Source organism: Photobacterium sp. R1 (assembly GCF_054600795.1).
Genome location: NZ_BAAHZP010000008.1, coordinates 231,354 through 244,902, shown reverse-complemented (window position 1 = coordinate 244,902; position 13,549 = coordinate 231,354). Strand labels below are relative to the sequence as shown.

The 13,549-nt window shown below is 44.9% G+C and carries 14 protein-coding genes and 1 pseudogene; 13 read left to right on the top strand and 2 right to left on the bottom strand.

All coding sequences use genetic code 11. The features are described from left to right. The first annotated feature begins 485 nt into the window (after positions 1-485). The 4 genes and pseudogenes from ACYP03_RS15380 to ACYP03_RS15365 all read left to right on the top strand — a co-directional run bounded on the left by ACYP03_RS15380 (position 486) and on the right by ACYP03_RS15365 (position 3,329). A pseudogene (locus ACYP03_RS15380) lies at positions 486-1,441 on the top strand (transposase). A gap of 500 nt (positions 1,442-1,941) precedes the next feature. After that, entirely contained in the window at positions 1,942-2,394 is a 453-nt protein-coding gene (locus ACYP03_RS15375; protein WP_459780796.1) for a hypothetical protein, read from the top strand. Between the two features lie 38 nt (positions 2,395-2,432). After that, positions 2,433-2,882: a hypothetical protein gene (locus tag ACYP03_RS15370; RefSeq protein ID WP_459780795.1), complete on the top strand. Its 450-nt coding sequence runs from the start codon at positions 2,433-2,435 to the stop codon at positions 2,880-2,882. A 255-nt stretch (positions 2,883-3,137) separates the two neighbouring features. After that, the gene (locus tag ACYP03_RS15365; RefSeq protein WP_459780793.1) at positions 3,138-3,329 is read left to right on the top strand and encodes a hypothetical protein; all 192 of its coding nucleotides are present in this window, start codon (positions 3,138-3,140) and stop codon (positions 3,327-3,329) included. Positions 3,330-3,601: 272 nt separating this feature from the next. Here ACYP03_RS15365 and ACYP03_RS15360 read toward each other — a convergent pair whose 3' ends face one another. Continuing rightward, entirely contained in the window at positions 3,602-3,937 is a 336-nt protein-coding gene (locus ACYP03_RS15360) for a hypothetical protein (protein ID WP_459780790.1), read from the bottom strand. Positions 3,938-3,967: 30 nt separating this feature from the next. After that, the gene (locus tag ACYP03_RS15355; RefSeq protein WP_459780789.1) at positions 3,968-4,138 is read right to left on the bottom strand and encodes a hypothetical protein; all 171 of its coding nucleotides are present in this window, start codon (positions 4,136-4,138) and stop codon (positions 3,968-3,970) included. A gap of 505 nt (positions 4,139-4,643) precedes the next feature. Between ACYP03_RS15355 and ACYP03_RS15350 the strand changes: the two genes are divergently transcribed. From ACYP03_RS15350 to ACYP03_RS15310, 9 genes are all read left to right on the top strand, one after another. Continuing rightward, positions 4,644-4,991, top strand: coding sequence for a hypothetical protein (locus ACYP03_RS15350; protein WP_459780787.1), 348 nt, complete (start codon positions 4,644-4,646; stop codon positions 4,989-4,991). A gap of 2 nt (positions 4,992-4,993) precedes the next feature. Next, the gene (locus ACYP03_RS15345; protein ID WP_459780785.1) at positions 4,994-5,305 is read left to right on the top strand and encodes a hypothetical protein; all 312 of its coding nucleotides are present in this window, start codon (positions 4,994-4,996) and stop codon (positions 5,303-5,305) included. Positions 5,306-5,314: 9 nt separating this feature from the next. Beyond that, entirely contained in the window at positions 5,315-6,910 is a 1,596-nt protein-coding gene (locus ACYP03_RS15340) for a hypothetical protein (protein ID WP_459780783.1), read from the top strand. Between the two features lie 83 nt (positions 6,911-6,993). Continuing rightward, a complete protein-coding gene (locus tag ACYP03_RS15335; RefSeq protein WP_459780781.1) occupies positions 6,994-8,127 on the top strand; it encodes a hypothetical protein in 1,134 nt (377 codons plus the stop codon). Continuing rightward, positions 8,124-10,502, top strand: coding sequence for a hypothetical protein (locus ACYP03_RS15330; protein ID WP_459780779.1), 2,379 nt, complete (start codon positions 8,124-8,126; stop codon positions 10,500-10,502). The genes ACYP03_RS15335 and ACYP03_RS15330 overlap by 4 nt, the downstream gene beginning before the upstream one ends. Before the next feature lie 127 nt (positions 10,503-10,629). Next, positions 10,630-12,339 carry a HEAT repeat domain-containing protein gene (locus ACYP03_RS15325; RefSeq protein ID WP_459780777.1) on the top strand — a complete coding sequence of 570 codons (1,710 nt, stop codon included), beginning with the start codon at positions 10,630-10,632 and terminating at the stop codon, positions 12,337-12,339. Positions 12,340-12,382: 43 nt separating this feature from the next. Beyond that, entirely contained in the window at positions 12,383-12,715 is a 333-nt protein-coding gene (locus ACYP03_RS15320; protein ID WP_459780775.1) for a hypothetical protein, read from the top strand. A 105-nt stretch (positions 12,716-12,820) separates the two neighbouring features. Beyond that, complete coding sequence (locus ACYP03_RS15315; protein ID WP_459780773.1) at positions 12,821-13,150, top strand: hypothetical protein; 330 nt, start codon at positions 12,821-12,823, stop codon at positions 13,148-13,150. A gap of 23 nt (positions 13,151-13,173) precedes the next feature. Continuing rightward, a complete protein-coding gene (locus tag ACYP03_RS15310; protein ID WP_459780772.1) occupies positions 13,174-13,503 on the top strand; it encodes a hypothetical protein in 330 nt (109 codons plus the stop codon). The last annotated feature ends 46 nt before the right edge of the window (positions 13,504-13,549 follow it).

Here is a 13,549-nt window from a genome sequence, read left to right as displayed (position 1 = left end):
CAAGTAAATGATGGGTTGTCGCCAGTTAATGCTGAAAATCGGCTTAAATCTGTGTCCGGAATTTGTTGACCACTACAGACACCTTAAGAAAAGAGTTGAAGGAATAAAAGGACAGGCACCTTAGTGCAAAGAGTTACAAGGACAGACACCCTAACGAATCTGTACTCGAAAATCGTTTCAGATAGTGTCTGTCCCGGTATTACCCTTTGAAAATGGTTGATGAAAATGGAGTGGCTCGGGTAACGATTAAAGGCGGAAGTCAACGCGCACCGGGTAGTGCAGGCCCTCATGTTGAGCTTAAAACTTCTAGTGGTCAAAGGGTAAATCCTGCTGGATCGGATAAAAGGACAGGCACCTTAAGAAAAGAACCTCTTTATCATTTTCATCTATCTTGGACAGAACTCTCGCCTTCATCACTTATACCTTTCCCCAGGCACCAAACTGGAATACTGTTTATCCATCCAGTTGAAATTCATACAAGAACCATGACAACAGCACGAAGCCAACTTATCAGTGTCGAAGCAACGCCTTATTACCATTGCGTTTCCAGGTGCGTCCGTCGTTCATTCCTTTGTGGGTATGATGAGCGGGCTCAAACTAGCTATGAGCACCGTCGTGACTGGGTCGAGAAGCGATTAAAGTTAATTGCTCAAGTCTTTTGTATTGATGTCTGCGCCTACGCAATTATGAGTAACCACTATCATTTAGTGCTGCATATCAACACTGAGCGAGCACGTCTTCTCTCAGATCACGAGGTTATTGAACGCTGGCTCACTTTGCACCGAGCCCCCGTGTTGATTCAGCGTTTCTTAAAGGGCGAAACTTCGACTGAAGCCGAGCAAAAGGCATGCCTCACAATCATCCAAACCTGGCGGGAAAGACTCTGTTCCATCAGCTGGTTTATGCGCCTTCTCAACCAATATATTGCCAACGAAGCTAATCGCGAAGACGGCTGTACCGGCCACTTTTGGGAAGGGCGTTTCAAAAGTCAGGCGTTGCTGGATGAAAAGCATTGGCCGCCGCCATGGCATACGTAGATTTGAACCCGGTTCGAGCCGGCATTTCTGAAACGCCAGAAACATCCGACTTTACGTCGGTGAAAACACGTATAAAATCGCTTCGTAAAGACGAGGCATCAGCACCCTCTCTTTTTCCTTTCGCTGGAAATCCAAGAAATGACATGCCGGACGGGCTCCCGTTCCGCTTGTTGGATTACCTTGAACTGGTTGACTGGACCGGACGGCAAATCAAAACCGATAAACGCGGTCATATTGAATCATCGCAACTGCCAATCCTTGAACGACTCGGCTTAGATACCCATACATGGCTGAAAGTCTGTACGCAGATAGAAAAAGGCACACTCATTGGCTCAGCCTCTGCCATTCAATCCGTTTTGCCGCAATTGAATCGACAACGACGAACGGGCTTACAAATTCCGTAAACCGCTCACACCAACCAATATTCTCAACACACCATGTTTCATCCCGAGGTTTCCACTCGCCTGAAAATCAGGCCAGAGGTAAAAGTCTAATTTTTAGGTCCACAAAGCATGTAAATTGGTATTCGAAAATCGCTTCAGATAGGAATTCATTGAGATCTGTCAGGTCCTGAAATCGGTTTTTCTTTAGGGTGTCTGTCCCAATATTTCATACGATCAGGCACTGGGCCGCTTTCTGAGTGCAGATCCGCTGGTGTAGTCCCCTTATGTCACAGGCAGCTTCAACCGCTATACGTATACGTGGAATAACCCGCTGAAGTATATTGATCCGACAGGGTTCAGGCATGTTGAGGGTGCTGGACTTAATGATGATGGTTTAGGTCGTTCAGTCCATATCAGCTCATCTGGTAAAGTGACGCATTTCGATAGAAACGGGCGTAACACAGGCAGTGAACCTAAGCGGTATGATGATGATAATTTGCCAAGTCTAAGGCAAAGTATTTATGAAGCAAGCATGCCGACAACCAGATGGAGCCAGTTTGTTACTTCAGGAACTTCATTCATTCGCGATCAATATCTTGATCTTCTTGCTTCGGGGGCTAATGCTTATGATATTGCTAGTCGGCAAGGATGGCTTGCAGGCTGGAGTGCAAGGCTATTTCAATAAAAAGCTTAAGAAATTTAAATTTTTTAAGAAAGTTGAAGATGCACTTGAAGCTCCAAATGAAAGACTTTCTACTGGCCAGCTTCCAAAAAGCCCCAGAGGAAATGGTTCATATGAAGCAGAAGGCGACTTTGGTGCTTTTAATCAAAGTCCAAAGGATACAAAGACCTCTGGTAAGTTACGAAATAAACCACCATCACCGTTGAAAGAGGCTGATGGTCGTCCTCATTCAATGATTGAAAAGCCGGGTAAGGATGGTCAATATACAACCCATAATGATGATGGTACGTGAATTTATAGACAAAGGGCGAGTGCGTCCAGCAGATTCTAATGAGTTACAGCAAACCATTTAATTTTACTATGTTCGCTTCTGCTAATGCAGGGCGTAATGTTTCAGGTTTTGACTACCTACATGCAGCTTATAAGTCACAAGAGTTGGCTGCCGATTTTATTCTATGGTTTGCGAGGTTATTTTGTCCTGACTTCAAAACAGTAGATGGTGCGGTTTTCATTTCAGAGTTGTTTGATACTGAACGGTACCAAGAGTTATTGAGCAATGGTCATAGCTCTACACAAGCTCAGTTCTGGTTGAATCTGCTTGAGATAACAGGATTGTTTGATGACTTGTCGATAGATCAGGCTATGGAGATTGCTGAATTTTTAGCGGATAGTTGGAACTCGAAACTAAATAAAGAGTTTGAGGGAACATCGACTCTAGCAAGAGCTATTTGTGATGAAGAAACGGGAGAGGTATTTGTAACCATCGGCGCTCCTGATTAGTTGTAGGAGAATAAAGCGAATAAAAGGACAGGCACCTTAAGTGTACTGATTCAAACCTGATCTGACAGTGAAACTACAAGGACAGACATGTTACATGTTATGAAAAGGACATCGTAGAAATTTACAGGGACAGGCGCAACTGGTGTAGAGTAAGTTAATTACCAGATGTTGAAATATGCAGGTAGACTGATAATCGGTGGTTTATGAGAGCTAAGCCAGTCCGCCATGACAATTCAACCAAGCAACACAGCCTGAATGACATCCACACAACAGATGAGCCACTTTCCTGAGATGCAAAAAACGGATATTGAAGCCGCTGTTGAAATATTGAGAACCCAGATGAAAGGCTACTGGGGTGAGCATGATAAAAATAAGGCAGAGTTATTACTTGCGCAGTCTTGTATTCAATATGTTCTGTCTGCGATGGTCTTCGGTAGCTACTTTTAGGGATACAGTCTATTCAAAAGTGATCTTGTGTTTGCCGGGGTGATTATTATTTATGTGTTTCTGTGGTTGTTTTTTTCAAAATTTCGTTCAGATTTAACCAAGGTGCCTGTTCAAAAAATAAATAAAATTAAAAAATATTTAAAGTGCTTTATCTCGTTATCTTTTTTGATGCTAGTATTCACCCTTGGGCTGTATATGTTTGAATCTTAAACAATATTATTGTCAAAGCCCAGCCACATGAAAGTGTGTGGCTGGGATCTCACGGAGTTGGCTCAAACACCTGTCTTGATTCGCAACCCCGCTAAAACCGGGCGGCCCCAGTTGTCGCAGCCTGAGATATCTGGCCAGACTTTTTTATTGGCGGTAATGGCCGTCAGTAGAGTACTGATAAAATACTGGCCTTCCTGTGTGTCACCGTAAATCCAGATATAGTCGCCGTTTAGATTCGTGCAGCCATCTACCGGGAATTTATCCTGAAACACGATGTAAGCGCGCGATCCATTGTCATCCCCTTCATACAATAACTCTACAGGCTGTACGTAGTATTGCCATGTCACGTAGGTTGTTGCAGAGAAAAACAGAATAAAAAGAAGAATTAAATTTTTCATCAATAACCTTTGCATCTTGAATTGAATCGTTTATTTAAGAACAAAAAATCGGTTGATGGATGGTTCACAGACGGCTTGATTTAATTGTTCGCCATCAATGTTCATTTTGATTTTCTTATCTGCCATGAATGCCGCAATCATGGTGCTGCTCATCACTGCGTCAATGTTATGGGAGGGGAATGATAAAGCGCTTGCCAGCATCGCAGCTGCTGAATGTCTGATTGGCATCGTCCAGAGTGCCGAAAACCAGTCCGTTGTTTGTTGGATATAACCACTGGATGCGTGCTGGTGTCGACCAAGGATCAGCCCGGGTCACTATCGGCGCCCAAAACACCATGATATATAACAATTTTTTCATCATTATTTCACTTTTCGCTGAATGATTCAGATCGCTGTCATGGTTTACAAAATCGCTCTGCATTGTGAGTAAAAATTCGACGTGACCCGTTGAGTTTTTATGCACTGGGTATACTATACACAAACATTCATATAGTTCCTTTATGCTTTTCATTTGTTTCAGGTGCTCCTGTCTGGAACGTGTTTGCTTTTGATTGGATGCAACGAAGGAATACATCAGAAAGGATTTTTTGAATCACATTTCTTTGAAATGCAATGAAACATGAAGCTGTGATTCAAACCGGCTGAATTCACTGACCCGGGGCGTGATTTCCTGGATGAATATTCATTTGCTCACTGAGGATGGAAGATGAAATTTAAAACGTTGATATGTGTTGCCCTCTCTGCTTTCTGCACCGTTGCTCAGGCTGAAGTCTCGGCCCCTCAATGGATCACCCAAATTGGTTGTGATCAGCAAAGTCAGCAATGTGTCTTTTCATTGGGTGCAGTAAAAGTCGGGCCTGCTGAATGCGCCTCAAACAAGATCAGCTGGTCGAGTGACACAACGCAGGGAAAACTGGCCGTGGCGCTTTTGTCGTCAGCCATGATGACGCGACATCAGGTGGCTGTGGCGATTGATTCAGTGTGCGGGGAAAACGGTTTGCCTCAGCTGAAATCTTATAAGGTGCTGGCCAAAGCACTGCATGAAGGAGCCTGAACATGAATCAGAAACTTGGTCTGGCACTGTCTTTATCCCTGATGGCTGCAAGCGCGAGCGCCTCTGATGCAGATGTGAACACTATTCAGGGCATTCAGTGCGATATCCATGCTGCCTATTGTCAGTTGGTTCTCGAAAAACCGGTGTCCTCAACTGTATGTGGGAAAAATGCAGTGGTTGTGCCCGCAGAAAAGCAGCAGCTCTTATCCGTTTTAAGTTCAGCGATGTTCACCGGAACGCAAGTGAAGGTCCATTTTGCATCTGAATGTGTCAATGGCGCTTATGAGCTTCAGACGTTTGATTTGGTTCAGTAAGGATAAACAATGAATAAAACGAATTTTGGGTTCCTGAGTGCCTGCCTGCTTGCCAGCGCTCCATTCAGTGTATTTGCGGGTACAACAGATAGTTTTTGCTTCAACGACAGTAGTTACCCGGTTCACCGGGATCGGGTCTGTAACCTTGAGAAATGGGTCAAGAACCAGCAGGTGCCGACTCAGCTTCAACGGCTCAATACAGAAAATTCTGCCTCATTGCTGCTGCAACCGGAGGACCTGGCGGGCGAATTGCTTCTGCGTCAGAATGCTGGTGTCCTTGAGGTGAGTAAACGTTATCAAAATTGTAAAGACGTTTACGAGAGCTTCAGAAACCAGGCGCATCAGACGGCAGGAACCATTGAGTGTAAAGCCGGGCCAAATGATTTTGTGCCTTCCAGCCATTACGGCTCCGGAAACTATTGCTCGGTTTCTGGCAATATTGAAACTTGTTATTCGTCTAAGCTGACACTGGCACCGGATGCCGCGGATATCAGCCAGATTCAGCCGGTGGCCAACTACAGTGGTAACCTGGTGAAAACCACCCGGAAAAATGAGCTGTCGTACCGGCAGGGCTATATTCCGGTCAGCAATGGCGGTATCACATTCTTTGTAAAAGGGACGGTGACGGATCGGAAGCAAACCTCGCTGGTGAATCAGCAACTGTGGACTGGTTCGATCAAATCTCCTGTGAACCCAACCCCTTATTTTGAACTGACTTGTGTGGGTGAAACCAGGGTTGATCCAGTCACCATCAGCCTGACCTATCGAAACGCAAATATGACACAGGTCGGCTTTTTGGGCGGTTCTTTAATTAGTGCTTTTGATCAGAGTCAGCTCAAGAAATTCAAGCAATATTGCACATCAAATGTTCGGTTGAGTCTGGTGAATCATCAGGATATTGCAACTGGAAACTGGTCTTTCAACTTTGAAAGGACAGGGGGAAGCTATATTGATGAGCTGGTTCGGTTCGGTGAGCAGCTGCTGAAAGATGCGAATTATGTGATTGCGGAACATAATACACTCCAGAAGATCAGCACAAATACGAACGTCATCAAACAGGATATTCTGGCTGAAGTTAATGTGAACTGGAACAACATCGCTTCTACCGTGACCGTGCACGACTTTTTTAATGCCGGTGCGATTCCGCAGCGTTATCAGGGGGAAGCCTATAAAAATATCCTTGTTGCAAATACAGAGCTGAGTGTGACGGGGGATGATGGTCAGGCTGTGCCGAACTTTGCTCTGATGGCACAACTGGTTGAAGAGTTAAAAGGTCAGGGCATTTCAGCAATTGGCCAATTGTTTAATTTCTCGATTGGCTACCTGTATGACGATTATTTCAATCAGAAATATTCGGATGAATATTTGGCGAACTGGGATTCAATGATCGTCCTTTCTCATATTTCAGGTTTGATCAATGATGAAAATAATGACAATACGATTGAGGATTTAGTCCTTCGCATTGAGTCATTAAAACAAAGCAAACAGGAAAAAGTTCAGGGGATCAGTGCAGTGATTGAACACTTCCTGTATATCGTTTCTATTGCAGATGCTGCGGAAGTCGAGAAACTCAATGAGCTGAGAAATAAATTAGAAAAGCTTTGATTTTCTATTTGGTATCAGAGGGTTTGTGAACCCTCTGATATTTCTCTGTATTTTTTCTTTTAAGTTTATCACCGGGATAGGGTATGAAACTTCGTCTGCTTTCGTTCTCTGTCTGTATGATGATGCTCCCCTGGACATCATCTGCAGCGAATGTCACCCCTGAAATGCTGGATAAACAGCAGTTTCAGTTAAATCAAATCAACTACCGATTGGATGAGGTACTGGACGCGTTAACAAAATACGATCTGGCCCGCGAGCAGTATTATTTAGGGCAGCATGGTTCTGCTGCAATGGCTGAGGTCTGGTATCAGAAACATGTGCTTTGGCTGGCAAAAATGGATCAGCTCAGACGGAGCATTAGTGATCATCAGCAACTTGCAGCGACGGATACGGCTGAGTTTAAAAGTCAGATCTCAACGTTGATGACTGAGTTGTATCAGTCTGAAGAAGAAGCGAAGAAAATATACAGCCGGACGAAAACTGGTTTACAGCTGTTAGAGAATATTCCCGCTTACCCGGAAAATTATATCCAGGAGCTGAAGTCTGTGATTGTGGCACTGAATGACAATGTTGCGCTCACGTATCAGGCGTTTGAAAGTTTGAATACCGACTTTTCAGCGCAGCACCTGAAGCGGCTGAATGACGCGTTGTTGATGACGAAAGAAGTCCTGGAAACGCTCATCAATCGCTCGAAACTTGAGTTTCCTGAACTGACCGCAGCCTTACAGAAATTAAATGAAATCTTCGCGGTGGATCAGTTGCTCTCTGCGCGCATGGATAATGCGGCAAGAAGTGCTGCATTTGTGCAGTCATACGCCAGACGAGACTGGTTTGCCGCAGATGCACGTTTTCAGCAGTTTGAACAACAATATCAGGCAGACATGAAGGTGATTGTATCCAGTCCGCTGCATGGCAGTCTGAAACAGCCGGGAATTGAATTTCTGGACGACAGATACCAGCAAGCGAAATATCAGCTGGAGATGAACCGGGTTCGTGCAAATTCTCACTTGTATAAAAAGTATATGGACACGCTCAATACTTATGTTGGCCAGTGCAAAGATGAAGTGAACTACCAAAAATATAATTGCGCGCTATTGAAATCATTGATCGGGCTCGATTTGAATACGATCAGTCAGATGACACTTGAACAGCAGCGTTATTTATATACGCAATTGGTGAGAGTTCCTCAGGCGCCATATACGGAGATAAGCCAGTGAATAAGTTAATAAGATACGGACTGTTTTTATTCTACGCCATAAGCTGTCTCTCGATTCATCAGGTTTTTGCTGAAACGTCAAAGGTTGAGGATGGCGATGATGTGATTCGATTGGTTCTGGGCGATCGGACGCCGCTGCCTTATCAGCCTTTTACCGCTGGTGAAGTGAAAGGCATGGCGGATGAAGATCCGGATGATGCTGTTTCAGTCATGACAGAAGGCGGGGTTACTTATTTATTATTTGACTTAAGTATTCAAGGTGATGACCCGCTGAAAGTTGAAATCAAAGAGCCTTTTAAGATTGAAATTAATGAATATGTTAAAACGGCCAATCAGCTGGAACAGCAGATCACTCCCTATGGATATTCATTAAGGGATGAGAGCTTTGAACAGCTTCCGGTTGATATCTATGAGCTGTTCAGCGATCCGGAAACCATGAGAAAGCGCTTGTTGGAAGCGCTTGAACTTTACGCAAAAGAAGAGTTGTTGCGTCGCTTGGATGCGATTGACCCGGGCCAGTGTCCGAAGATTGATGTGGAAAAACTGGTGACCAAAATCAACCAGCGTGCGGATGACATTGCCGACAAACATGGTTTGAAAATCGATCATAAATACCGGCTGAAAAGCGGTGACCTGACCAAGTTTGATGACTATATCCGAGGCATCAACAATACCAGCAAGATCCTTTGTGCGCTGGGCTATAACCTGCCGGGTGCAATGGGACTGAAGGTTGTTGATGAGAATGGCGTGGCGAAAATTGATGAAGACAGCATCCTGGCCATACTTGGCAACGGCTCTGATCTTCAGGCGATCGTCAGTTATCTGGAGTCCAAAATATCGGATGCTTTCCAGGGGCTGGGTTTGCCCATTCCCGGCAGCGACAGTATTTTGTCCTGGGCGCCATTGCAGGAGGCGATGAGCTGGGCATCTGAATTGCTGGAAATCGATGACTTTGAAGTGAAGCTGAAGATGCCGTCGCCTGAATTCATCAAAGCGAAGATTACCGAGCTGGGTTTAGATCTGCCTCAAAATCTGGATATGCCTGATTTTCCCGTCATTAGCTTCAATAAGTCTTTTGAACCGCCCACGCGTGAAGATTTGGTGTTGAAGAAACGCAAAGACTGGAATGGATTTGATTTAGGCAGCCGCAAAGTGATTGGTGCACAGGCGAAAGCTTACTATGAAATTCGCGGCTCAGAAGAAGTTCAGTGGGGGATTGCGGTCGGACGTGCAGATGTCTTTTTGCTGGGACGGACAAATAACGCGATTGGTGCTTATGCGCAGGCTGAAGTTGGTCCGACTTTGCTGGAGTTTAATACCGATATTCAAGTCTTGGGGATGCAGCTCGCCAAAATTAATAAGAAGCAAACAACCAATGTTCTGAAATATGAAAAAGAGTTGTTAGGTTCTGGTGATGGCTATAGCTATAACTATGCTTACACCCAGCAATTTGCGATTGGCCCGATTCCTGTGTATGTCTCTATTGGCGTTTACGCCAGTGCCAATGCCAAATTTGGCGCGGGCCTGACCTTTACACAGGTATACGCAGAACTGGTGCCAATGGCGAGAGCAGGTGCTTTTGGTGAAGGTGCTGTGGGGATTAAGAAAGTGATTTCTGTCGGGGTGAGAGGGGATGTTGATGTCCTGAACCTGAGTGCGCCGCTTCGCGGAAAGGCAGGATTGTTCTTTGCGAACAACGGTGAACCTTACTTGAAACTGGCGCTAACTTCAGATGCGTTCGTCCGGGCACTCAATGGTCAAATCAGTGCTTTTGTTGAATATCCCTGGTTGGGTATTTGCAAGAAGAAGATCTTGGGTGTCAAAGTGCCATACCCATGTATTAAAGCGAAGAAAAAGTCGAAGAGTTTATTTAGTTATGGCGGGTATGTCTGGAATAAGTCGATTATGAACTGGGGACTGACATACGGTTACCAAGGGGTTCATGTCAGCGGCTCAATGCTGGATCAAACCGATCGGAAAGAGGCCGCCGCCCTGCAAGGGAAGGTTGACTTGTATCAGCGTCATCTGGCTTTGCAAGATTACAGTCAGAAGACAGAAGCCAGAATTAATGAAGTCTTTAATCTGGTCAAAAATACCTTAACGGAAGAAGCAACGACCCTGCTGCCGCAAAAGGATGCTGCGTTGAGAATTCAATTTAAAAACGCACAAGACAATATTGAGCAATATGAGTCTTGGCTGCTGTCATCGATTGAAAACAGTACGCAACGGACGATGATGGCGGAGCAAAAGAGCAGGGTCACCCAGGAATGGTTAGCAGAATCCAGTGTTGATGCATCACCTGCTGTTTCTTCGGAACAACAGGCTGATCAAAATGATGCCGCAGTGCTGAGAAGCCTGCATGGATTCTTGTTTTAGTTGTCATTGTTTATTCTGAAAATGTAGGTAACACATGAAAAACAGAGCTGCCGTACTGATTTTGAGTACCATGATTCTTGCAGGCATAATTTTGCTTGTGTTGTTCAAGATAAAAGGTGACCCGTATGTGATTCAATATGAGCCCGGCAGCTCTTATCACTATGAGGTGAAGTATCAGAACCATGCTACCGGCGTCACGAATCTGGTGGGGCAGGGGCGTTCTTATCAGCCTGACTTAAAGGTGAACTACAGTTATATCGGGCAAATGTTTATCGATGTGCTTGAGCAAACGGCTCAGGGGTATCAGCTGGCATTCAGATTTCAGCCTGAATCATTTATGGCTGAGATGAATGGCCGTACCAGCAGCCGCTGGCCGCAGGATATGGTTGTCTACGCCAATCTGAATCGTGATGGTTTGTTTCATGAACTGAAGTTTCAGGAGGCATATTACGAAGAATTTTCGCCCCTGTTAAAAGACATGATTGCGCAGTTCCAGATCTCACTTTCAAATCAGGGGAAATCCAACTGGCAAACCATCGAGGCAGATTTTTCATCTGCTTATGATGTGTATTATGACATTGACGAGGAGCTGATTCCGGGTTGGGACATCCGTGTGAACAAATCTTATCGTCCCCAAAATGCTTTGTTGCGACTAGAGCAGGCGGTTGACATTGATGTCAGTCGTTTCTCAAAGCGCATCAGCCAAATTGTAATGGACCGCAGTAAAGAAACGTATTCAGCCAGCGGTAAACTGGCTGAGGAAAAAGCACATTTCTCGGCTGTGTTTCTGTCTGTTGCAGATGTGCCTGAAGCCGACAGTCAGACGGACACGACCTATATCAGCGATACGCTCAATGGTGAGTACCAGCGACAATTGCTGGAAAAGCAGATGTATGAGCAGACGGTGGGGACAGAAAACGTCACAACTTTCAGTACCCGGCTCAGGCAAGTTCCTTCACTGGATAACCGTGGCAAGGCGAGCTTGTTTTATCAGTTGCGGGCATGGGTAGCACTTGACCCTTCTCGTCTGGAACAGGTGAAACTTTGGTTGAGTCTTTATCAGGCCGATCATCCGGCTTTTCAGATGCTGAGCACTTTGCTGGTCTCGATTGGAAGTCCTGAAGCACAGAATATTTTGCTGGATGTGATGGCTGCATCTTCACCAGAAAAGCAAAATGCAATCATGCTGAAATTGATTTTTCTGGATCATCCGACGCTGGAAAGTGAGTCCGCTGTCCGTGACCTGGCAAAGTCACTTCCTTCTGAAGAAGAAAGGCTGCAAGCGCAACTGGTGCTGGGAGGCATGGCCCGATTCTTACAGGATGATGATCGCGCCAGAAGCCTGGCTATTTTTGAGGAAGTCAAAGGGCAGCTCACAGCGAGCAGCGATGCTCAGCACATTGAAGATGCACTGAGCGTCATCGGGAATATGGGATTGGCGGAGCAAACCGATGTTGTCACGGGATACTTATCGCATGAAAGTAAACAGGTGCGTTATTCAGCTCTGGACGCGCTACGTTTTGTGAATACGCCGAAAGCACAAGGTGTGCTGTTAAAGCATCTTTCTGATGACGATGGGCGGATGAGAGAAATCTCTTCAACCAGTCTGAGCTTTACAACACCGGGTCCAGAATTTGTCGATGTCTACAGAGACAGATTAAAGGTTGAAAACAATGAGTATGTCATTCGACAGGTCATTGACAATCTGGGGCAGATGTCTGTGCAGTATCCGGACGCGATTCAGGTCCTGAAAGATTACATTCCCCGCATTGGTATCACGAGTCTGAAAAATTATGCGGAAAGTGTATTAAACAATATTCAATCCAATGATGAATAAGTTCGAGACTAATTTTTTATCGTATTTCAAGGAGGAGTCAGTGATGAGATTTGTATTGTTTTTTGTGTTCTTTTTAGCGCCGTCTGCATGGGCGGCTTGTAATAATATTTCCTGCTTTGGGGTTGGTAAGGAAGTGCTGACCAATACTTACTTATCATCCACTGGGAATATTTATATTGGTGCGCCAGCAGAGAAAAATAAGCTCAACTGCCAGCTTTTTGATGGGAAATACATGACATTGAAAATGAATCACCTGCTATACAAGGAGATTTATTCAACCCTTTTGACAGGGATTGCAGCGCAGAAACATTTGCAGATTCGTATTGTTGAAGGTTCACCTGTGTGTGAAGTGTCTTATGTGACGATGAATCCTTGAACCCTCTTCAAAGCGAAATGATGAGCTTTGCTTTTATGCTTTCTGATTGGAGCCGTTCCAATCAGAAAGATGTTCATATATTCAGTTATTTAGGATGGATTGGAAATGAGTAAATTCTTATTTGGAATCATGGCAGCGATCTTAATGTCTTCTGCGAATTTTGCAACAGCCGCCAGTCACTACATTTCAGGAAAAATTACCAACATCACGGCGATTGAAGGTGCGTTGTTAATTATGGTGGATAACGGTAATATTCCGGACCACTGTAAAGGCACGCCATATAACTGGCTAAAAATAAAGCAGGAAAACACCACCATGGTTTCAGTGGTACTGGCGCAGTGGGCCTCGAATAACCGGGCGGCTACTGTGTATACATCTGGGATTGAATCGAATGGTAGTTACTGTTTAGTGACACAGGTTGATCCTTTGGGATAAAGATGGGTAAGGGATATATATCGATGAAGAAATTATTCACCACTGTGCTGGTATCTTGTTTGTTTACTTCAGGCGCCTATGCAGGCTATGTCAAAGGGACGGTCAGCAAACTGATAGTTCGGGATGATGGTTTGCATTATGTCTACATTGCCGGGGAAATGAGGGATCGTGCAGTATGTGCTCAAAATCAGACTTATTGGATGATTAAAGACGAAAACAGCGCTTACGGTAAGTCGCAGTACAGCATGTTGCTGGCGGCGAAAGCCAGTGGAAAAGAGGTGACCGTCGGTGGGACAGGAACCTGCATGCGCTGGAGAGACGGAGAAGACATTCAATACGTTTCAATGGACTAAATCAACATAGAATGCTGAGGCCCGTAAATTTTAATTTACGGGCCTT

Excerpts from the sequence above, each read along its gene's own strand:
- ACYP03_RS15375 (WP_459780796.1), top strand. The coding sequence starts at position 1,942 with ATGAAGCAAGCATGCCGACAACCAGATGGAGCCAGTTTGTTACTTCAG.
- ACYP03_RS15370 (WP_459780795.1), top strand. The coding sequence starts at position 2,433 with ATGAGTTACAGCAAACCATTTAATTTTACTATGTTCGCTTCTGCTAAT.
- ACYP03_RS15365 (WP_459780793.1), top strand. The coding sequence starts at position 3,138 with ATGACATCCACACAACAGATGAGCCACTTTCCTGAGATGCAAAAAACG.
- ACYP03_RS15360 (WP_459780790.1), bottom strand. The coding sequence starts at position 3,937 with ATGAAAAATTTAATTCTTCTTTTTATTCTGTTTTTCTCTGCAACAACC.
- ACYP03_RS15355 (WP_459780789.1), bottom strand. The coding sequence starts at position 4,138 with ATGCTGGCAAGCGCTTTATCATTCCCCTCCCATAACATTGACGCAGTG.
- ACYP03_RS15350 (WP_459780787.1), top strand. The coding sequence starts at position 4,644 with ATGAAATTTAAAACGTTGATATGTGTTGCCCTCTCTGCTTTCTGCACC.
- ACYP03_RS15345 (WP_459780785.1), top strand. The coding sequence starts at position 4,994 with ATGAATCAGAAACTTGGTCTGGCACTGTCTTTATCCCTGATGGCTGCA.
- ACYP03_RS15340 (WP_459780783.1), top strand. The coding sequence starts at position 5,315 with ATGAATAAAACGAATTTTGGGTTCCTGAGTGCCTGCCTGCTTGCCAGC.
- ACYP03_RS15335 (WP_459780781.1), top strand. The coding sequence starts at position 6,994 with ATGAAACTTCGTCTGCTTTCGTTCTCTGTCTGTATGATGATGCTCCCC.
- ACYP03_RS15320 (WP_459780775.1), top strand. The coding sequence starts at position 12,383 with ATGAGATTTGTATTGTTTTTTGTGTTCTTTTTAGCGCCGTCTGCATGG.
- ACYP03_RS15315 (WP_459780773.1), top strand. The coding sequence starts at position 12,821 with ATGAGTAAATTCTTATTTGGAATCATGGCAGCGATCTTAATGTCTTCT.
- ACYP03_RS15310 (WP_459780772.1), top strand. The coding sequence starts at position 13,174 with ATGAAGAAATTATTCACCACTGTGCTGGTATCTTGTTTGTTTACTTCA.